Consider the following 19,263-nt stretch of genomic DNA (forward strand, 5'->3'; position numbering starts at 1 on the left):
TTTCTTGTTTATTCTTCTCTTAATGCTTCTATTGGTTTCACTATTGTTGCCATGTAGGCGGGTATCAATCCTATTAAAGATCCTAATACGGTTAATGTTAAAAATGCTATTAAAATAATTGGAATGTTTACTGTTGGGTTTATCAATACGGCATCATCTCCGCTTCCAACCATTTTATCAATTCCAAACAACACTAATGCTCCGAAGACAATGCCTAACATTCCTGCAACTGTTGTTAAGAATACAGATTCTAAAACAATTTGTCTTCTTATACTAATTGGTGTTGCTCCAAGTGCACGTCTAATTCCGATTTCTTTTGTACGTTCTTTTACTGTAATTAATAAGATGTTACCAATTGCAAAAACTCCTGCAATTAATGTTGCAATACCAACAAACCATGTTAGAAATTGCATTCCAGTTAAAAAGCCTGTTACTTTCCCTATTTCTACTCCAAGGTTTACACTACCAAATGCTCTTTTATCTTCTGGATGTACTTTGTGTAGGTTTTTTAAGGTTAATAGAACATCTGTCTCCATTTGCTCAATATCAATTCCTTCATTGGCAGTAATCATCATCCAATCAATTTTATTCCCGGTATTGTATACTTTTTGAAAAGTTGTAAATGGAATGTAAGCAGAATCGCCATCAAAACTAATTCCGTTAGACCGTTTATAAACACCAACTACTTTATAATTGATACTATTTATCTTAACAAGTTGACCAATTGGAAACTCATTTTTCTCAAACAACTGTTTGTACATTTCTTCAGAAATCACACATACCTTTGCATAAGATAGAATGTCGTTGTCATTTAAAAAACGTCCATATAGTAACTCTTTCTTCTGAATTTTATCTAAAACAGGGTAATCTCCACTAACCTGAAAAGTACCCGTTTTAAAGCCTTTAATAATTAAATTAGAAGTTTGGTTTCTTGGAGCCAATAATTTAATTTCATTACGATACTCGCTTTTTAAAATTTCAACATCTCTTAAGGTTAAACTAAATCTTCTATTCTTTTGAAACCCTTTAAATGGTGTGTCAGTAGCTTGTGTCCAAACAAAAACACTGTTTGTAGCAAAGCTCCCAAATATTTTATTAAAATTATTTTCTATACCTCTTGCCGCTCCTAATAAAACAACCAACAAGAAAATTCCCCACAATACACCAATAATAGTAATTGCTGTTCGCATTTTGTTTTTACGGATACTTCCGTAAATTTCTTGCCATGTATCTGAATCAAATAAAAATTTCATCTTAGTCTGCTCTTAATGCTACTATTGGTTTAATACTTGCTGCTCTTTTTGCTGGAACATATCCTGCAATTAATCCTGACAAAATCAGAACAATAGTTGCTCCTATGACAATTCCGGGACTTACACTTGGGTCTTTAATAAAGTAATCCTTTTCTAAACTATCACCTATGAATGTTAAAATATAGGTTCCGAGTGATAAACCTAAATATCCTGCAATTGTTGTAATTAAAACAGATTCTTGCACCACCATACCTACAATTGATGCTGGTTTTGCTCCTAAAGCTTTTCGAATTCCAAATTCTTTGGTGCGTTCTTTAATTACAAAAATCATAATATTACTAATTCCAATGATTCCTGCAATTAGAGTTCCGGATCCAATAAAAATGACAATAAAGTACAATGCAATAACAAAGACACCAACACCTTGGTTTGCTTCTGCCATGTTATTAATAGATAAAGCACTTTGGTCATCTGGATGAATGTCTAATTGTTTTCTTAAATCACGTTCCATTTTATTTCCAAAAGCAATGGCTTCATCTAAACTTAAATCTGGATTGTATCCAATAACAATCTGGCTAATATGATCATTATTACCATAAATCATTTGTGCAGTTGTAACAGGCATAAAAGTTTTACGCTCCTCATTATCTCCACCTTCATCAGAAAAAACACCGATAATTTGATATGATATTCCGCTAACATTTATACGTTTACCCAAAGCAGGTTTTTCTCCAAATAAATCTTCTTTAACCAAACGTCCAATAACAATAACTTTTGCTCTTTCTCTTAAATCTCTTTGGTTAATGTATCTACCTTCCTCAATAATTGTTTTTTCTAAAAACTGATGATCAGGATGTACTGCTTGTAAACTATAATTATCTTGTTTATTTTTATACGAAATATTTACATTTCTATTAACTCTTGCTGTTAAGTGTTCAATTTTAGAATCGTATTCGTCTTTAACAAAATTTAAGTCTTTATTTTTTAATTGAATTCTTCTACCGGTTTGTAATCCTTTAAAAGGTTTGGTTGTTTTCCAAACTCTTACAGACATAAAGTTAGCTGCATCATCGGCAAATGCATCCTTAAAAGTATTACTCAGTCCGCTTACAATACCAAATAATAAGGTAAAAAGTAAAATTGCAAAAGCTACTGTAAAACCAGACATTACAGAACGTAACTTGTTTTTATTGATGCTTTGAAAAATTTCTCTCCAACGATCTAAATCGAACATATTATACGGCTTTGGCTTGATTCGTTAACTCGTCACTAATAATAACACCATCTTTTAACCTAACAACTCTTTTGGTTTGCGCAGCAACTTCTTCTTCGTGCGTAATTACAAAAACGGTCATTCCTTCATTATTAATATCTCTTAGCAAATCCATCACATTATCTGTAGTGGTAGAATCTAACGCTCCTGTTGGTTCATCAGCCAAAACAACTTTTGGTTGTGTTACCAAGGCTCTTGCAATGGCAACACGTTGTTTTTGTCCACCCGATAATTCATTTGGTAAATGATTTGCCCAATCTTTTAATTCTACTTTATCTAAATATTCCATTGCCGTTTTTAATCGTTCTTTTCTAGGAATTCCTTTATAATATAATGGCAATGCTACGTTTTCTAATGCAGTTTTGTAGGAAATTAAATTAAATGATTGAAAGACAAATCCTAGAAATTTATTTCTTAAAATTGCTGCTTTCTTTTCGTTTAAGTTTTTTATTAACTGACCATTTAAAAAATATTCTCCTTCATCGTGTTCATCTAAAAGACCAACAATGTTTAATAATGTAGATTTCCCAGATCCAGAAGACCCCATAATTGAAACAAATTCACCTTCTTTAATATGTAAATCAATTCCTTTTAAAACATGTAAAGAATCTTTTCCGATTGGATAAGATTTGTGTAGTTTTTTTATTTCTATCATATGAATTAGTTCATTTTTAACAAAAGCAATTACCCAACTTTTGTAAAAGCTATTAATGTTATGTGTAAGCTAAACTTCAACAAACATTTTTATTTATTTAATTACTTCTGTGTATCTGACGTCTTAAAACAAAAATTGTTACATGAAAGTCATAAAATTTATGGAAATTTGTAGAATATTATTTTTAATTATATTCTTTTCCTGATGGATCTATTTGATAAACTCCTTAAAAATAAGCAACTAGTACTTTTTGACGGGGTTTGTAATTTTTGCAGCGCTTCTGTTTTAAAAATTATTAAAAAAGACACTCAAAATTTATTTGTATTTGCTTCTCTACAATCTGAAATCGGAAAAGAAATTACACATCATTTTAAGATTGATACAAAAAAAACAGATTCTATTATTTTGGTTACTTCTAAAAACAACTATTATAGTAAATCTTCAGCAGCTTTAAAAATTGCAAAACACTTTGGCGGATTTTGGATGCTTTTTCAAATCTTCTGGGTTTTACCAAAAGGATTTAGAGATTTTTTTTACGATTATATTGCAAAAAATCGCTACAAATGGTTCGGTAAAAAAGAAAGCTGCATGCTACCAACACCTGAATTAAAATCTAAATTTATAGACTCATGAACAACATACAATGTGTAATTTTTGATATGGATGGCGTAATTATCGACTCAGAATTACTCCATAAAAAAGCCTATTACGAAACCTTTATCTCTTTAGGATTAGAAGTTTCAGAAGAATTATACAAGACTTTAACCGGTTCTTCTACCATCAATGCATTTCAGAGATTGATTGCTCATTTTAATTTAGAGGAAGACCCAAATGATTTGGTTTTGCAAAAAAGAAAACGTTATGTAAATTTCTTTGAAAACGATCCAACGTTGCATTTGGTAAAAGGCGTAGAAGACATTATTAAGTATTTTTATGAGAAAGAAATCACATTGATTTTAGCTTCTTCTTCTGCCATGGTAAATATAGATCGTGTTTTTAACCGTTTTGATTTAAACCAATATTTTACTGCTAAAATAAGCGGAGCAGATTTAAAGGAGTCAAAACCACATCCAGAAATTTTTGAAAAAGCGGCAGTTTTAGGAAATACTCCAAAAGAAAACTGCATTGTAATTGAAGATTCCGATAATGGTGTAAAAGCGGCAAATGATGCTGGTATTTTTGTCTTTGGTTATAAAAATCCGTTAGCTGCTGATCAAACCTTAGAAAATGCTGATAAAGTTATTACTGACTTTAGTGAGTTGAAGAAATTCATTTAATTTTTTAAAAATAATAAAAAAATGTTTGTTGGTTTTGTTATTAATCGTAATATTGCAATGAAACAATTAATGTGCCAATGGGAATCACAAAAGCAGAAATATTTACAGATCAACAAAACGAAATTGCATTGTTTGCCAAAGTATTTGGACATCCAGCAAGAGTAGCCATTTTACAACATTTATTTAAAATTGATGCGTGTGTTTGTGGCGATTTAGTAAACGAAATAAAATTGGCGCAACCCACAATCTCTCAGCATTTAAAAGAATTAAAAAATGCAGGATTGATTAAAGGAAATGTAGAAGGCACAAGTGTTTGTTATTGTATTCATGCTGGAAATTGGACAAAAATGAAAGAAGTGATGTTTCAATTTTTGAATCAAGATAGTACCGAAAAAGAAAAGTGTTGCTAAAAAATTATAGAAATAATCAGCTTTAAATATTTAACATTATGAAATTATCAGAAATAAAATCAGCTCTAAATACATTAGAAACCATTGCTTTTCAATTGCCAAACGGAGAATTAGTTCCCAATCATTTTCATGTAACTGAAGTTGGAAAAATCACAAAACATTTTATTGATTGTGGCGGAACTGTAAGAAACGAAGAAGTGATTAATTTTCAACTTTGGAATGCCAACGATTATGACCACAGGTTGCATCCAGAGAAATTAATACACATTATTAACCTTTCTGAAAAAGTATTGGGAATTGAAGATTTAGATATCGAAGTAGAATATCAAGCAGAAACCATTGGTAAGTTTGGTTTAGACTTTGATGGTCAACATTTTTTACTAACCACCAAACAAACAGATTGTTTAGCTAGAGAAAAATGTGAAATTCCTTCAGAAAAACCAAACGTAAAAATTTCAGAACTTCAATCTGCAAATTCTTGTTCGCCAAACAGTGGTTGTTGTTAATTAAAAAAAGACCATAATGCATATTTTTAAAACTATTGAGGCAGTTATTTCAACTTTACATGTTGATACAATTACTAACGAACGTAAAGAAATTTTATACCCATTAATTGATTTTATCAATACAAAAGTTGATGACAATAAAGAAATTCGGTTAAATTTTATTTGTACACACAATTCGCGTAGAAGTCATTTATCACAAGTTTGGGCACAAACCATGGCGCATTATTTCAATATCAAAAACGTGTTTTCCTATTCTGGTGGAACAGAGGCAACTGCCCTTTTTCCAATGATTGTTGAAACCTTACAACATTCAGGTTTTGAAATCACAAAAGAATCTGAAAGTAAAAACCCTGTTTACAACATTTCATTTTCAAAAGAAGCAGTACCAATCATCGGATTTTCAAAGAAATTTGATGATCATTTCAATCCAAAATCAGCATTTGCAGCTATTATGACCTGTGACTCTGCTAATGAAGCTTGCCCATTTGTTCCAGGTGCAGAAAAACGGATCCCTATCACTTTTGAAGACCCAAAAGCATTTGACAACACACCACAACAAGCAGAAAAATATACCGAAAAAAGTATCCAAATTGCAACTGAAATGTACTATGTTTTTTCTCAAATAAATTCTTAAAACAATGGCAACAAAAAAATTAAGTTTTCTAGACAATTATTTAACGCTTTGGATAGGTATCGCAATGATTATTGGAGTTAGCTTAGGATATTTTATTCCTACATTTCCAAACATCATCAACTCACTTAATAGCGGAACTACAAATATTCCGATTGCAATTGGATTGGTATTAATGATGTATCCGCCTTTGGCGAAAGTAAATTATGCCTTACTACCTAAAGTTTTTAGAAATACAAAAATCTTATCTATTTCTCTGATTTTAAACTGGATCATTGGTCCAATTTTAATGTTTGTATTGGCAATTACATTTTTAAGAGATTATCCAGAATACATGGTCGGACTTATTTTAATTGGATTAGCAAGATGTATTGCAATGGTCTTGGTCTGGAATGATTTAGCTGAAGGAAGTAGCGAATATGGTGCTGGTTTGGTGGCACTGAATAGTGTTTTTCAAGTATTTGCTTATTCTTTTTATGCTTGGATTTTTATCACAGTGCTTCCTCCTTATTTCGGATTTGATGGTGCAATTGTTGATATTTCTATTGCAACAATTGCAGAAAGTGTTGCAATTTATTTGGGAATTCCGTTTGCATTGGGAATTTTAAGTCGGTTGATTTTAGTAAAATTGAAAGGCGAAAAATGGTATACAGAAAAGTTTATTCCAACGATTTCGCCAATGACATTAATTGCATTGTTATTTACTATTGTGGTGATGTTTTCTTTAAAAGGAGAATTGATTGTAGAAATTCCAATGGATGTCGTCATTATAGCAATTCCGTTATTGATCTATTTTACCTTGATGTTTATCATTGGTTTTTTTGTGACCAAAGCAACTGGAGCAACGTATGACAAAACGGCTTCGGTAGCATTTACAGCAGCAGGAAACAATTTTGAATTGGCAATTGCGGTTGCTATTGCTGTTTTTGGTTTGAATTCTGGACAAGCATTTGCAGGTGTTATTGGACCTTTGGTAGAAGTTCCTGCTTTAATTTTACTAGTTCGAGTTTCGTTTTGGTTGAAAGAAAAGTACTATAAATAATTACTTTAAACTCTCTAAAATAAAGTCAACTGTTTTACTTGTATTTTTATTTTTCAAATACGAATCTGTAAAGTGTTTTGATTTCACAGCGTAACCGTTATCAATCATATATTGAATGGCATCAACATATTCTAAAGATACTTTACCGGTTAACAATAAGCTTAAATCTTTATCATTTTTATGATAATTATAAATCTTTTTTAAGCCAGTTAAATACAAGTAATCTTTTGTAAATCCTCCGCCTCTATGTGCTCTTATAGCTATATAAAAAGCTTCTTCTCTTCCTAAATCGTAATCGTTATGCAACATTCTAAACGTTCTAGAAAAAGAATATCCTTTTGCTAAACTGTCAACAGCTAATACCCTGTATGCCAATTCTTTTAAACGTTTTACCGTTAAATTTCCAGACATATATTCACTAAAAACAGCCAAACCTTCTTGCGTTTCTTCGTTGTTAGGTAATCCGTGTGAAAATATTTTTAACGGATGCAATAAACCATTCATGGTTGTTACCATATGCACCCCAATTTCATGATTGGTTAACACGTTTATTTCATTCTCAGAGAAAACATGATTATCATTCAAAACCAACGCTTTTATACTATTAGAAACCATTGCAATTGCTCCCATTGTGGATGAGTTTTTTATCTCATAGGTAAAGTCGTATTTCTTAGAATATGCTCTAAAAAAATGTGCTGATTCTTTGGCGGTATATTTGGGTTTAAAAATATCAGAATTGATGTCCTCACTATCAAAATGAAGAATAAATTTTGCGTTTTCTACGTCTTGTTCAGTTGGCGTTCCGAAAGAATGCAAACTATTGTAATAAAACTTTTTACCTTTTCCTATCGTTTCTATACACTGAATTAAACCAGAATAAAAATAGATAATATCTTCATACAAATCTCTTAAACGATCGTCTTCAATTTTATGGATCGACTGCGCAAAAAACTCTTTGTGCAACTTAAATTTATCAAAATCTCTTTTCGGATATGTAAACTTTGGATCTGTTAAGTATTTTGAATTGAAGAACTTTTCTTTTTCAGATTCTATATTGGTCGGATTCACATAATTTAAGAGCTCAATTTTTTTTACAAGAGCATCAATATGATTATCAATCTCAAAAAGTATTTTGTTTTTTACTTGTGCAGCATTCATCATAACTCAATATCTAAAAAGAAACAACAAATTTACAATTTATGCGCTTTATAAAAAGTTTCTGCGTGGTTTTTTAATTCGGATTTTAAATAATTTTCTACGGCAGCAACTACTTCTGGATACATAACTTGCTCTAATTCATCACAATAAATTTTAGCTATTTCTGTTGCCAACACTAATGTATTATCAAAATTCTGAGTAATGTATTTTAAGAAATACCCATTTCCTTGAAACGTATCATTAATTTTTGATGTTGATATAATTCCGTTCGGAAACGGCGTTTTTTCTAAAATAGATCTCCAAGATTCAATCTCTTTTACAAAACGCAGATTATCTATATTTCCAGTTCCTAAATTCCATGTGGGTACTTCTCTACTCCAGCGTTTCCAATTATACGAATGCATATCATACACAATACAAACTCCAAATTTTTCTTCTAATTTAGAGATTAAAGCGTCCACAACTTTGTAAAAATTTGCATGTTTTTGCAAACTCTTTTTACGCATATTTTCTGGTAACGGACTTTTCCATAATTGTTTCCCCCAAGCATCCTCATAAATTGCTGTATCTGGAGCGCGATTTAAATCGTATTCGAATCGAGAATCCATTCCGGCAATTACAATAGGATGCGATTGCACCATTTGTTTAGTTGCAGGATCTTCTTCAAACCAACGTTCGTATGCTGTGTGCAAACAGTTACTCCACAATTCTTTCCTAAATTGATGTCCGTCATGAACAGCGCCACATGCATAATGAACATATGCATCAATTTTGATGGTAAATGAATAATCATCTGAAACGGCTTCAAATATTTCTTCTTGCTTAATTTTACATATGATTTCTTCAATAGATAATTTTAACATCTCTTTATGTTTCAATTGGTAAATGTGCTAAACTACCCCATTCTGTCCAAGAGCCATCATACACAGAAACTTCTTTAAAACCTGCAATTTCTGCCCCTAAAGCCAATACACAAGCTGTAATTCCAGAGCCACAAGAAAAGATCATTTGCTTATTTTTAAGATTTACTTTTTGAAATTCTTGCTTTAATTCTTCTTGATTTTTTAATTCCAAATTATTTAAAAGTGATGCAAATGGTAAGTTTGTAGAAGTTGGAATATGACCGTTTCTTACTTCTTTTCTAGGTTCTAATTCCGTTGCATTAAATCTTCCTGCTGAACGTGCATCAACAATTTGTTTATTTCCATTAGAAATTGATGTTAGAATTGCATTAGAATCAATCATTTTTTCTGGTTGATACCTTGCTTCAAAATTGCCCAATGCAACCATGTGTTTTCGTTTCTTTTCTACTGGATAGTTTGCTTTCTTCCAAGCAGGAAATCCGCCATCTAAAACAGCTATATTATTAAAACCCATCGACTTAAACAACCACCAAACTCTTGGCGAAGAATAAATTCCGTGCTCATCATAAACCACAATACAAGAATTTTTATTGATGCCTAGTTTTCGAGCTTCTCTTTCAAAGTCTTTTGGCTTTAAAGCTGTATTTGGAAAAGCTGCTCCTTGAATTGAAAATACTTTTTTGAGGTCAAAAAAACGAGTATTCGGAATTTGATTTTTTTCAACCGTACTTTTCATATTCTCCTGAGAAACTTTAGGAATAGTACCTTCTAAAACTATTAAATTGGTTGCATCTTTATGTTGATACAACCAATTTACAGAAACCAATGGTTTTTCTATTTGTAATAAAGGACCCATTGTAGTTGGATATTATGCTTGTTCAACTTTCTTTTTTAAGTCTGTCATTCTTCTAAAAGCGGCATTTTTTTCTAAAATTTTACTTTCTAAAAAATCAACTACTTTTTCTTGAAGCTTTAATTTATACACTTTATTAATATAAGTGATTCCACCTGGACTCATTACATTTACCTCAACCAACTTACCGCCAATCACATCAATGCCAACAAAAAACAACCCATCCTTTACCAGTTTTGGTCCAATTTTTTCGCATAATATTTTTTCTTGTTTGGTCAATTTGTGTTTTTGAACACTTCCTCCGGCAGAAACATTAGAACGATGATCTTTATCGCCTGGAACTCTTCTCATTGCTCCTATTGGCAAACCGTTTAGCAATAAAATTCTTACATCGCCTTGTTCTGCTCCTTCAATATATTCTTGTAAGATTACATAATCTGATGTTCCATCTCCTTTATTGATGTAAAAATCTAATAAAGAATTGATGTTTCCCATTGCTGTTTTTTCTATCAAAATAACTCCAGAACCACCAAATCCGTTTAAAGGTTTTAATATCATCTTATCAGAACTAGATTCTTCAATCATTTTAATTAAATAATCTTTGTTTTTAGAAACATGAGTTACAGGAATTATTTCATTATTTGGATCTTCAAAAACAGCTGTATATAGTTTGTTATTTGCTTCTCGCATTCCTTGTACAGAATTGATAACAACCACATCATCTTTAACAGAGTCTAAAAAGTTTAACATTAAAGGATCTAAAGGTGGTTCTGCTCTCATAAAAATAGCATCAAAACCAGCCAAAGGTAACATTTCTTCTCTTGTTGTAGATTTGTTATAAAACGACTTTAGATTGGCAGGAACCTTCTCCATTCTATTTAAAATAGTACAAAAAGCATTTGTAACACTATTTCTAATTGTTAAATTAGCAGGAGTACAAATAGCAACACCATGGCCTCTTTTTGCACATTCGTGAATGATTGCTAATGAGGTGTCATTCTCGGGAGATTTAATATCTTCCCAAGGGTACATTAAGAAACAAATATTCATTTTTATTAAAATTAGTTTGTTTTTACTTATTTAACAGCGTCGTAATTATCGTCCCAATTTTGAACATGAGGTTCTCCTAATTTACCAACAGATTTTGCAACCAACATCGATACTGCTGCATCTCCGGTTACATTAACGATTGTTCTACACATATCCAACGGTCTATCGACTGCAAAGATTAATGCCAAACCAGCTTCCGGAATACCAGCATAGCCTAAAACTCCGACTAACATAACCATTCCTGCTCCTGGCACAGCAGCAGAACCAATAGATGCTAATGTTGCCGTAGCAATAATTCCTAATTGAGTTGAAAACTCTAATTCCATTCCAAATGCTTGTGCAATAAAGACCGCTGCAACCGCTTGGTATAAGCTTGTACCGTCCATATTTATAGTTGCACCAATTGGCAACACAAAACTTGCTACTTCTTCTTCTACTCCTATATGCTCTGTTACTCTTTCCATAGTAACAGGTAGCGTAGCTGCACTAGAACTAGTTGAAAATGCTAGTAATTGTGCTGGAGCTAATGCTTTCATAAAAAAGCTTGGAGATTTTTTCGTAAAAACAACAACCAAAATATTATAAACAACAATCATCAATATTAAACCTCCAACAACAGTTATTGCATACCAACCTAATGCTTTAAATAAATCTAAACTTGGCGACTCTACAACCAATGCTGCTAACAAAGCAAATACCCCGTATGGAGCTGCTAACATTATTAAGTCAACCATTTTTAGTATGACTTCATTAAATCCGTCAAAAAATTTCTTTACTGTTTCTCCTTTTTCTTCTGGAATTAATATCAACCCAATTCCAAAAAACATTGCAAAAAAGATAACTTGTAGCATATTTCTGTTACTCGTTGCAGCAGCAAAAATATTTTCTGGTACTAAGTCAACTAAAGCTTGTAGAGGTCCGTCTTGCTTTTGCTTTGCAGCTTCATCTTTATATTTTGTAGTATCTGTACTATAACTTTCTACCATTTCTGTTCTAGTAGATTCGGTGATTTGTTTGCCTGGTTTTATAATATTTACCAATACCAAACCGATAGAAACAGCAATAACAGTAGTCACAATATAAATACCAATTGTTCTACCTCCCATTTTAGAAAGTTTAGAAATATCTTTTAAATCTGAAACTCCTTTAATTAATGCTGCTAAAATAAGCGGTATTGCAATTAATTTTAATGAATTGATAAAAATGGTACCAAAAGGTTTTATCCAATCTTTTATAAAGTCTTTTCCAAAATCAAAATTTGTCATAATCAGAGCAAAAACAACTCCTAACAACATTCCTAATAGTATTCTCCAGTGTAATGCTAATTTTTTCATTTAATAAGATTATAATTATAGTTTTGAAAGGTAAAAAAAATAAAATCCATCCTCCAAATTTCTTGGCGTTATTTTAAAAATCTAGTTGATTAAATTTTTACTAACTAGAATCAAATTGTATTTTTGCGCTATATTAGTAAAAATGGAAAAATTAAAAAAACGTTGGGGGCTAACTTCCAATGTACAAGTCTTTATTATTTTATTGGTGTTTTCAATTACTGGTTTTAGTGCTTTATTTATCGCAAAACCAATTTTAAATTTTATAGGTCTAGACCAAGCAACCACAAATCCTTGGATATATAGACCTTTAAGAATCTTATTAGTTTTCCCTTTTTATCAAGTTTTAATTGTTTTTTATGGATGGCTTTTCGGTCAGTTTACCTTTTTTTGGAATTTTGAAAAGAAGATGTTAAGTAGAATTGGATTTAAAAGATGCTTTAAAAATTAAGATAACTAGTGAAATTTACTTCATTTATTAATACAATAAACCATTTACAAACTGCACAAATTGGCGGATTAGAATCTCAGTTCCGATTGGCTCCAAAAATGCGATTACAATATAATGCAGAAAAAATTGCCGCTAGCAATCCAAAAAAAGCAGCTGTTTTAGCTTTATTTTATCCAAATAATGAAGGTGAAACTTGTTTTTTACTTACACAAAGAGCAAGTTATAATGGAACTCATTCTGCACAAATTAGTTTTCCTGGCGGAAAAATAGAAAAATCGGATAAGAACCTTCAAGAAACCGCTTTAAGAGAAGCTTTCGAAGAAGTTGGCGTGTTAAAAGAAAGTATTACTGTGATTAGAGAAATTACTGATGTTTACATTCCTCCAAGTAATTTTTTAGCAACTCCTTTTATCGCTTTTACTGAAAAAAAACCGCTTTTTAAAACAAACCACGAAGTAGCACACGTTTTTGATGTTTTACTAAAAGAGCTTCTAGATGATGCTAATATTTCATCCATAAACATAACAACTTCATATGCTAAAAATATTGACGTACCATGCTTTAAATTAAATAATTACATCGTATGGGGCGCAACTGCTATGATTCTTAATGAAATTAAAGAATTATTAAAATAGGGTGATGTTATATTCTTTTGTATTTTAGCAATCAACTAACTAGTAAAATAAAAACCAACTATTAATGCCTCTATTCAAAAGAAATCCTTTTGGACATATTCTGTTTGTAAAAAAATGGATTATTCGAATTTTTGCAGCTGTTTCTCATGGTAGATATAGACGCTTTAACAATTTACAAATTGAAGGCTCTGAAGTAATCAGAAATTTACCTGAAAGCAATGTGCTTTTTATCTCCAATCATCAAACATATTTTGCAGATGTAACAGCAATGTTTCATGTATTTAATGCTGCCTTAAAAGGTAGAGATAACAATATTAAAAATATTGGCTATATATGGCAACCAAAACTAAACCTTTACTATGTTGCTGCCGGCGAAACTATGCGCTCTGGATTATTACCTAAAATTTTTGCATACGCAGGTTCTGTTTCTATTGAAAGAACATGGAGAAGTAATGGGAAAAATGTAACCAGACAAGTAAAAAATTCTGACATTTCTAATATTGGTAAAGCCCTTAAAGATGGTTGGGTAATAACATTCCCTCAAGGAACAACTACCCCATTTAAACCCATTAGAAGAGGAACTGCTCACATTATTAAAACCTACAAACCTGTAGTTGTACCTGTAGTTATTGATGGCTTTAGACGCTCATTCGATAAAAAAGGGTTGGCCATAAAAAAACGAAATGTGTTGCAATCTATGGTTATTAAAGAACCATTAGAAATAGATTACGAAAATGAATCTGTTGCAGAAATTGTTAGTAAAATTGAATTTGCCATTGAGCAACATCCTTCATTTTTAAAAGTATTAACACCAGAAGAATACGCAAAACAAGAAGAAGAATTAAACAAGAAACGTGAGTTTTGGAGTTAAAAACTTGCAAAATTAGAGCATAAAAAAAGAGCAACAATTGTTGCTCTTTTTTTTATTAAAAATCACTGTTATTATTTGCCTAACCAAGAATTCATCATCCAAATAGTTTTTTCTTGTTCTGCAATAAAATCACTCATCATTGCATTGGTTCCTTCATCATTTGCTTCTCCAGAATTTAATAAAATTTCTCTTTCTATTGATAACAATTCTGAAAGTGAATTTACAACAACTTCTACTGCTTCTACATCATTAGAAATATCTTTCGCTACCGGAACTGTTGCCAATGAAGTGTACTCGCTAAAAGTATGCAATGGCTTTCCTTGCAAGGTTAAAATTCGTTCTGCAATCATATCAATTTTTATTTGAGAATCGTCATACAACTCCTCAAACTTTACATGCAACTCGAAAAAATTTTTCCCTTTAATATTCCAGTGCAAACCTCTTAAACTTTGATAATATACTTGAAAATTTGCCAACAAAACATTTAATTCATTCACTAAATCTTTCGTTTCTTTTTTGTCTAATCCTAATACTGTTTTGTTCATCTTTAGTGTGTTTTTTATGTTCACTTCAAAGTTACAATAAGATTTCAGCTAAAAAGCATAAGTTTAATTGATAGTTTTAATATCTTTATCAAAAATATTGATGAAATGACCATAACACAATTAAAATACGTGCTTTCTGTAGCAGAATATCAGAATTTTACAATCGCTGCTGAACATAGTTTTGTGACGCAACCAACTTTGAGCATGCAAATACAAAAATTAGAAGACGAATTAAGTGCTAAAATATTTAATCGTTCTACAAAACCTATTGAATTGACAGACATTGGAAAGAAAATTGTAGAACAAGCTAAAATTATTGTGGATGAAAGCAATAGAATTACAGATATTGTACATCAACAAAAAGGATTTATTGGAGGCGAATTTAAATTGGGTATAATTCCTACAGTGATGCCAACATTATTACCGATGTTCTTAAATAATTTTACTAAAAAATATCCGAAAGTAAAATTGATTATTGAAGAATTAACCACAGAAGAAATTATACGAAAATTAACAGACGGACATATTGATGCAGCGATTGCTGCCACTCCGTTAGAAAATGAAGCCATTAAAGAACGTCCGTTGTATTACGAACCTTTTGTGGGTTTAATTCCAGAGAATCATCGTCTTTTTAAAGAAAAAGTAATCAATACAGATGAATTAGAAATGGACGATATTTTGTTGTTAGAAGACGGACATTGCTTTAAAGAAAGTGTTATTAACCTGTGTAGAACATTTAAAACAGACAATAAGAAATCGTTTCAATTGGCAAGTGGAAGTTTTGATACGCTTATCAAATTAACAAAAGAAGGTTTGGGAATGACATTGTTGCCCTATTTACACACCTTAGATTTAAACGACGTAGATAAAAGTCATTTGCGCGAATTTACCAATCCGCCACCAGCAAGAGAAGTGAGTTTGATTTATCATAAATCGCAATTAAAAATGCAATTGATTGAAGCGCTAAAAACAACGATTGATGGAGTTGTAAGAGGTGCCATTTCTTTTTCTGATGTAAAGATTATTAGTCCGTTGCAGAAAAAATAAATCTATAAGTTTATTCAAGCGAACTCGAGAACTCATACAACCTCTCGACTCCGATCGAGGTGGCATTTAAAAAATTAGTATAAAAAAAAGGAAGCGAATTCGCTTCCTTTTTTTTGTTTTATGAATACATTTTTTCTCGTTGTTCTTTAATCTTCGGATCAGATAAATAATCATCAAAAGTAGCATATCTATCAATCACTCCTTTTGGAGTAATTTCTATAATTCTATTTGCAACTGTTTGTGCAAACTCATGATCGTGTGTAGAAAACAACACGGTTCCTTTAAAATTAATTAACGAGTTGTTTAAAGCCTGAATCGATTCTAAATCTAAGTGGTTTGTTGGTTCGTCTAGCATTAAAATATTTGCTCTTGTCATCATCATTTTAGACAACATACAACGTACTTTTTCTCCACCAGACAACACATTACATTTTTTCAATGCTTCTTCTCCACTAAAAATCATTTTTCCTAAAAATCCTCTTAAGAACACTTCTTCTCTTTCTTCTTCTGTTTGTGCATATTGACGTAACCAATCTACCAAATCTAATTCTGCATTTGTAAAATATTCAGCATTTTCTAAGGGCAAATAAGATTGTGTTGTTGTAACGCCCCAGTCAAAAGAACCAGCATCTGCTTTTTCTTTTCCGTTTAAAATTTGATAAAAAGCAGTAACAGCTCTAGAATTTTTAGAAATAATAGCCACTTTATCTCCTTTATTTAAGTTGATATGAACATCGCTAAACAAATATTCTCCTTCAAACTTTTTAGCCAATCCTTCTACATTTAAAATCTGATCTCCAGCTTCACGTTCGCTTTTAAAAATAATTGCAGGATAACGTCTGCTTGATGGTTTGATATCATCAACATTTAATTTTTCAATCATTTTTTTACGCGAAGTTGCTTGTTTGGATTTTGCAACATTGGCAGAAAAACGACGAATAAACTCTTCTAATTCCTTCTTTTTATCTTCTGCTTTTTTGTTTTGTTGTGCGCGTTGTTTTGCAGCTAACTGACTCGATTCGTACCAAAAAGTATAGTTTCCAGAATAGTTATTGATTTTACCAAAATCAATATCAGAAATATGAGTACAAACCGCATCTAAAAAGTGTCTATCATGCGAAACTACAATTACTGTATTGTCGTAATTTGCTAAGAAATTTTCTAACCAATTGATGGTTTCAAAATCCAAGTCGTTTGTTGGCTCATCCATAATTAATACATCTGGATTTCCAAAAATTGCTTGTGCCAATAACACACGTACTTTTTGTTTTCCGTCCAAATCTTTCATCAATGTATAATGTAAATCTTCCTTAATACCTAAGTTAGACAACATAGCAGCAGCATCAGAATCTGCATTCCAACCATTCATTTCTTCAAATCGCACTTGTAATTCGCCAATTTTTTCAGCATTTTCATCTGTATAATCAGCATACAAAGCGTCCATTTCTTTTTTAATAGCAAACAATTCTTTGTTTCCCATAATTACAGTTTCTAACACCGGAATTTCATCAAATGCAAAGTGATTCTGAGACAAAACCGACATTCTTTTTCCGGGCTCTAAATGTACATGTCCAGAAGTTGGTTCTTGTTCGCCAGATATGATTTTAAGAAAAGTAGATTTCCCTGCACCGTTTGCTCCAATAATTCCGTAACAATTACCTTGAACAAACTTTGTGTTTACTTCATCAAATAATATTCTTTTACCAAACTGTACTGATAAATTTGAAACTGAAAGCATTTTCTATAATTTTAAATTTTTGCAAAAGTATAAAATTTATAGGGAGTTTTGGCTGTTTTTAGCTTTAAAAATAGAATCTTTGCCTTTTATAAAACATTACAATATAGAAGTAAAAAAATCATTTTAAAGAGACGCTTTTTTTTAATACTTTAACAGCGTATTAACAAGTTATTGAAAGATGTATATGTAATTTTGCTTGTAGTTTAAAATGAATAAATGAATCGATTTATAAAATATTGTTTTTCTCTTGCAGCACTAGTCTTAATAGGAAGTTGCACAACTTCTAACAAAGAAAATCTTACGTATTTTGGAGGTAAAATTATACACCCAAAAACAGATTTTGTGTTGTTGTATCAAAATGAGAAACTAATAGATAGCTTATTTTTAGACAAAGAAGATAAATTTATAGGGTCTTACAAAGATTTTAATGAAGGTTTTTACTACTTTATTCACGGTAACGAAAATCAATATATTTACATTCAACCAAAAGACAGTATTTCTATTCGATTAAATACTTGGGATTTTGATGAATCTTTAGTTTTCAGTGGAATTGGAGCCGAGAAAAACAACATCCTTATCGACTGTTTTTTAGAAAACGAAAAAGAGCGCTACAACCATACTATTTATTCTTTTTATGGCTTAGAGCCAACCTTTTTTAAAGCCAAATTAGATTCTATCTTAAGTTTAAGACAGAAAAAAATTGATGATTTTAAATTAAGACAAACCAATTTACCTGAAAATTATTCAGAAATTTTAGAAATTGTTGCTAAATACCCTGTTTATAACCGATTCGAAAGATATCCTGCTAAATATAAAGACATTAATAAAACAGCTGATTTTCCGAAATTAGACGCAAATTTTTACACCTATAGAAATACTATCGATTTAAATAATAGCGACTTAATGTATTTAAGATCGTACACACAATACATTGTTAATAGGTTTTACAATACTGTGTATGCTAAAGGTTTTTTAAGTAAATCAAACGAATTTACAGTTGCTTTATTAAATACAATTGATGAAAGCATTGCTAGCGAAAAACTAAAAAATACTTTTTTAAGACAAATGGTTGTAAATGATTTTATTGACAAATCTACTTGCAACATCAATAAAGAAGCCTTTTTTACCTACTTTAAATTAAGTACAGACATAGAAGACAAAAAAGAAATTCAGCGTTTGATAAACGATGTAAAAAGATTAAACAAAGGAATTCAATTGCCTGCTTTTGATGTATTAGATTTTAACAACACCAAACACAACATAAAAAGATTGACTAAAGGTAAAAATAGTGTTATTTACCTTTGGAATCCTAATTATATAAGTGGTGCATATTTAGATTCTAGAATTAATTATTTATCAAAAGAGTTTCCAAAACTTAATTTTATTGGTGTAAAAATTTCTTCTTCAACTGTGCATTCGCCTATCAAAGGAATTGATATTAAACAGCAATTTTTTATCGACTCAGAAAGTAAGGCTAATGAGTTTTTAACGAGTCAATTACCAAGAACTTTATTAATTAATAAGCAAGGTAAAATTGTAAATGGTTTTGCTTCTATTAATAGCTCTAGAATTCACAAACAATTAAAGACTTTACAGAAAGACTAAATCTTGTTAGGTCAATTCATTTTTTTTAACGTACCTTTGCACGCTCTTAATTATAAGAATTAAGGAGAA

21 protein-coding genes are annotated in these 19,263 nt (G+C 31.0%); 11 read left to right on the forward strand and 10 right to left on the reverse strand.

Annotation, left to right across the window (positions count from 1 at the left end):
* Nucleotides 1-8: 8 nt before the first annotated feature.
* The 3 genes from ACEWL1_RS08675 to ACEWL1_RS08685 are packed head-to-tail and all read right to left on the reverse strand — an operon-like array spanning nucleotide 9 to nucleotide 3,181.
* Nucleotides 9-1,253, reverse strand: a complete 1,245-nt coding sequence (locus tag ACEWL1_RS08675; RefSeq protein ID WP_409232903.1) for an ABC transporter permease — start codon at nucleotides 1,251-1,253, stop codon at nucleotides 9-11.
* Between the two features lies 1 nt (nucleotide 1,254).
* Nucleotides 1,255-2,487 (reverse strand): ABC transporter permease, encoded by a 1,233-nt coding sequence (locus tag ACEWL1_RS08680; protein ID WP_409232904.1) that lies wholly within the window; start codon nucleotides 2,485-2,487, stop codon nucleotides 1,255-1,257.
* Nucleotide 2,488: 1 nt separating this feature from the next.
* On the reverse strand, nucleotides 2,489-3,181 hold the full coding sequence (locus ACEWL1_RS08685; RefSeq protein ID WP_409232905.1) for an ABC transporter ATP-binding protein: 693 nt from the start codon (nucleotides 3,179-3,181) through the stop codon (nucleotides 2,489-2,491).
* Nucleotides 3,182-3,385: 204 nt separating this feature from the next.
* Here ACEWL1_RS08685 and ACEWL1_RS08690 point away from each other — a divergent pair, with 204 nt between their 5' ends.
* The 6 genes from ACEWL1_RS08690 to arsB all read left to right on the forward strand — a co-directional run bounded on the left by ACEWL1_RS08690 (nucleotide 3,386) and on the right by arsB (nucleotide 7,047).
* Nucleotides 3,386-3,814: a thiol-disulfide oxidoreductase DCC family protein gene (locus ACEWL1_RS08690; protein WP_409232906.1), complete on the forward strand. Its 429-nt coding sequence runs from the start codon at nucleotides 3,386-3,388 to the stop codon at nucleotides 3,812-3,814.
* On the forward strand, nucleotides 3,811-4,458 hold the full coding sequence (locus ACEWL1_RS08695) for an HAD family hydrolase (protein WP_409232907.1): 648 nt from the start codon (nucleotides 3,811-3,813) through the stop codon (nucleotides 4,456-4,458). The genes ACEWL1_RS08690 and ACEWL1_RS08695 overlap by 4 nt, the downstream gene beginning before the upstream one ends.
* A gap of 77 nt (nucleotides 4,459-4,535) precedes the next feature.
* Complete coding sequence (locus ACEWL1_RS08700; RefSeq protein WP_409232908.1) at nucleotides 4,536-4,868, forward strand: ArsR/SmtB family transcription factor; 333 nt, start codon at nucleotides 4,536-4,538, stop codon at nucleotides 4,866-4,868.
* Nucleotides 4,869-4,906: 38 nt separating this feature from the next.
* On the forward strand, nucleotides 4,907-5,374 hold the full coding sequence (locus tag ACEWL1_RS08705; protein ID WP_409232909.1) for a DUF6428 family protein: 468 nt from the start codon (nucleotides 4,907-4,909) through the stop codon (nucleotides 5,372-5,374).
* A 16-nt stretch (nucleotides 5,375-5,390) separates the two neighbouring features.
* A complete protein-coding gene (locus ACEWL1_RS08710; protein ID WP_409232910.1) occupies nucleotides 5,391-6,008 on the forward strand; it encodes a low molecular weight phosphatase family protein in 618 nt (205 codons plus the stop codon).
* Between the two features lie 4 nt (nucleotides 6,009-6,012).
* Nucleotides 6,013-7,047 (forward strand): ACR3 family arsenite efflux transporter, encoded by a 1,035-nt coding sequence (gene arsB, locus ACEWL1_RS08715; protein WP_409232911.1) that lies wholly within the window; start codon nucleotides 6,013-6,015, stop codon nucleotides 7,045-7,047.
* Here the strand turns inward: arsB and ACEWL1_RS08720 are convergent, their stop codons facing one another.
* Genes ACEWL1_RS08720 through ACEWL1_RS08740 form a run of 5 tightly spaced genes read right to left on the reverse strand, consistent with a single transcriptional unit; the run spans nucleotide 7,048 to nucleotide 12,305 of the window.
* A complete protein-coding gene (locus ACEWL1_RS08720) occupies nucleotides 7,048-8,208 on the reverse strand; it encodes a flavohemoglobin expression-modulating QEGLA motif protein (RefSeq protein WP_409232912.1) in 1,161 nt (386 codons plus the stop codon).
* 29 nt (nucleotides 8,209-8,237) lie between these two features.
* On the reverse strand, nucleotides 8,238-9,068 hold the full coding sequence (locus ACEWL1_RS08725) for an N-formylglutamate amidohydrolase (protein ID WP_409232913.1): 831 nt from the start codon (nucleotides 9,066-9,068) through the stop codon (nucleotides 8,238-8,240).
* Between the two features lie 4 nt (nucleotides 9,069-9,072).
* Nucleotides 9,073-9,924, reverse strand: a complete 852-nt coding sequence (locus tag ACEWL1_RS08730) for a sulfurtransferase (RefSeq protein WP_409232914.1) — start codon at nucleotides 9,922-9,924, stop codon at nucleotides 9,073-9,075.
* A gap of 12 nt (nucleotides 9,925-9,936) precedes the next feature.
* On the reverse strand, nucleotides 9,937-10,971 hold the full coding sequence (gene gshB / locus ACEWL1_RS08735; RefSeq protein WP_409232915.1) for a glutathione synthase: 1,035 nt from the start codon (nucleotides 10,969-10,971) through the stop codon (nucleotides 9,937-9,939).
* Nucleotides 10,972-10,997: 26 nt separating this feature from the next.
* Entirely contained in the window at nucleotides 10,998-12,305 is a 1,308-nt protein-coding gene (locus tag ACEWL1_RS08740) for a dicarboxylate/amino acid:cation symporter (RefSeq protein ID WP_409232916.1), read from the reverse strand.
* A 142-nt stretch (nucleotides 12,306-12,447) separates the two neighbouring features.
* On the opposite strand from ACEWL1_RS08740, the gene ACEWL1_RS08745 reads away from it, so the two are divergent.
* From ACEWL1_RS08745 to ACEWL1_RS08755, 3 genes are all read left to right on the forward strand, one after another.
* A complete protein-coding gene (locus ACEWL1_RS08745; RefSeq protein WP_409232917.1) occupies nucleotides 12,448-12,753 on the forward strand; it encodes a DUF6787 family protein in 306 nt (101 codons plus the stop codon).
* A gap of 8 nt (nucleotides 12,754-12,761) precedes the next feature.
* A complete protein-coding gene (locus tag ACEWL1_RS08750; protein ID WP_409232918.1) occupies nucleotides 12,762-13,388 on the forward strand; it encodes an NUDIX hydrolase in 627 nt (208 codons plus the stop codon).
* Nucleotides 13,389-13,452: 64 nt separating this feature from the next.
* Nucleotides 13,453-14,259, forward strand: coding sequence for a lysophospholipid acyltransferase family protein (locus ACEWL1_RS08755; protein ID WP_409232919.1), 807 nt, complete (start codon nucleotides 13,453-13,455; stop codon nucleotides 14,257-14,259).
* A gap of 71 nt (nucleotides 14,260-14,330) precedes the next feature.
* Here ACEWL1_RS08755 and ACEWL1_RS08760 read toward each other — a convergent pair whose 3' ends face one another.
* Nucleotides 14,331-14,804, reverse strand: coding sequence for a Dps family protein (locus ACEWL1_RS08760; protein WP_409232920.1), 474 nt, complete (start codon nucleotides 14,802-14,804; stop codon nucleotides 14,331-14,333).
* A gap of 105 nt (nucleotides 14,805-14,909) precedes the next feature.
* On the opposite strand from ACEWL1_RS08760, the gene ACEWL1_RS08765 reads away from it, so the two are divergent.
* Nucleotides 14,910-15,851: a hydrogen peroxide-inducible genes activator gene (locus ACEWL1_RS08765; protein ID WP_409232921.1), complete on the forward strand. Its 942-nt coding sequence runs from the start codon at nucleotides 14,910-14,912 to the stop codon at nucleotides 15,849-15,851.
* Nucleotides 15,852-15,969: 118 nt separating this feature from the next.
* On the opposite strand, the gene ACEWL1_RS08770 is transcribed toward ACEWL1_RS08765, so the two are convergent.
* Nucleotides 15,970-17,589, reverse strand: a complete 1,620-nt coding sequence (locus ACEWL1_RS08770; RefSeq protein ID WP_409232922.1) for an ABC-F family ATP-binding cassette domain-containing protein — start codon at nucleotides 17,587-17,589, stop codon at nucleotides 15,970-15,972.
* Between the two features lie 216 nt (nucleotides 17,590-17,805).
* Between ACEWL1_RS08770 and ACEWL1_RS08775 the strand changes: the two genes are divergently transcribed.
* Nucleotides 17,806-19,194, forward strand: coding sequence for a TlpA family protein disulfide reductase (locus tag ACEWL1_RS08775; protein ID WP_409232923.1), 1,389 nt, complete (start codon nucleotides 17,806-17,808; stop codon nucleotides 19,192-19,194).
* Nucleotides 19,195-19,263 lie beyond the last annotated feature (69 nt).

Source organism: Polaribacter gochangensis (genome assembly GCF_046224025.1).
GTDB lineage: Bacteria > Bacteroidota > Bacteroidia > Flavobacteriales > Flavobacteriaceae > Polaribacter > Polaribacter gochangensis.

Bases quoted from the DNA above. Each gene is read 5' to 3' on its own strand.
- gshB (WP_409232915.1), bottom strand. From the start codon at position 10,971: ATGAATATTTGTTTCTTAATGTACCCTTGGGAAGATATTAAATCTCCC.
- ACEWL1_RS08700 (WP_409232908.1), top strand. From the start codon at position 4,536: ATGGGAATCACAAAAGCAGAAATATTTACAGATCAACAAAACGAAATT.
- ACEWL1_RS08745 (WP_409232917.1), top strand. From the start codon at position 12,448: ATGGAAAAATTAAAAAAACGTTGGGGGCTAACTTCCAATGTACAAGTC.
- ACEWL1_RS08720 (WP_409232912.1), bottom strand. From the start codon at position 8,208: ATGATGAATGCTGCACAAGTAAAAAACAAAATACTTTTTGAGATTGAT.
- ACEWL1_RS08765 (WP_409232921.1), top strand. From the start codon at position 14,910: ATGACCATAACACAATTAAAATACGTGCTTTCTGTAGCAGAATATCAG.
- ACEWL1_RS08760 (WP_409232920.1), bottom strand. From the start codon at position 14,804: ATGAACAAAACAGTATTAGGATTAGACAAAAAAGAAACGAAAGATTTA.
- ACEWL1_RS08730 (WP_409232914.1), bottom strand. From the start codon at position 9,924: ATGGGTCCTTTATTACAAATAGAAAAACCATTGGTTTCTGTAAATTGG.
- ACEWL1_RS08690 (WP_409232906.1), top strand. From the start codon at position 3,386: ATGGATCTATTTGATAAACTCCTTAAAAATAAGCAACTAGTACTTTTT.
- ACEWL1_RS08770 (WP_409232922.1), bottom strand. From the start codon at position 17,589: ATGCTTTCAGTTTCAAATTTATCAGTACAGTTTGGTAAAAGAATATTA.
- ACEWL1_RS08755 (WP_409232919.1), top strand. From the start codon at position 13,453: ATGCCTCTATTCAAAAGAAATCCTTTTGGACATATTCTGTTTGTAAAA.
- arsB (WP_409232911.1), top strand. From the start codon at position 6,013: ATGGCAACAAAAAAATTAAGTTTTCTAGACAATTATTTAACGCTTTGG.
- ACEWL1_RS08775 (WP_409232923.1), top strand. From the start codon at position 17,806: ATGAATCGATTTATAAAATATTGTTTTTCTCTTGCAGCACTAGTCTTA.
- ACEWL1_RS08710 (WP_409232910.1), top strand. From the start codon at position 5,391: ATGCATATTTTTAAAACTATTGAGGCAGTTATTTCAACTTTACATGTT.
- ACEWL1_RS08685 (WP_409232905.1), bottom strand. From the start codon at position 3,181: ATGATAGAAATAAAAAAACTACACAAATCTTATCCAATCGGAAAAGAT.
- ACEWL1_RS08675 (WP_409232903.1), bottom strand. From the start codon at position 1,253: ATGAAATTTTTATTTGATTCAGATACATGGCAAGAAATTTACGGAAGT.
- ACEWL1_RS08705 (WP_409232909.1), top strand. From the start codon at position 4,907: ATGAAATTATCAGAAATAAAATCAGCTCTAAATACATTAGAAACCATT.
- ACEWL1_RS08725 (WP_409232913.1), bottom strand. From the start codon at position 9,068: ATGTTAAAATTATCTATTGAAGAAATCATATGTAAAATTAAGCAAGAA.
- ACEWL1_RS08680 (WP_409232904.1), bottom strand. From the start codon at position 2,487: ATGTTCGATTTAGATCGTTGGAGAGAAATTTTTCAAAGCATCAATAAA.
- ACEWL1_RS08695 (WP_409232907.1), top strand. From the start codon at position 3,811: ATGAACAACATACAATGTGTAATTTTTGATATGGATGGCGTAATTATC.
- ACEWL1_RS08740 (WP_409232916.1), bottom strand. From the start codon at position 12,305: ATGAAAAAATTAGCATTACACTGGAGAATACTATTAGGAATGTTGTTA.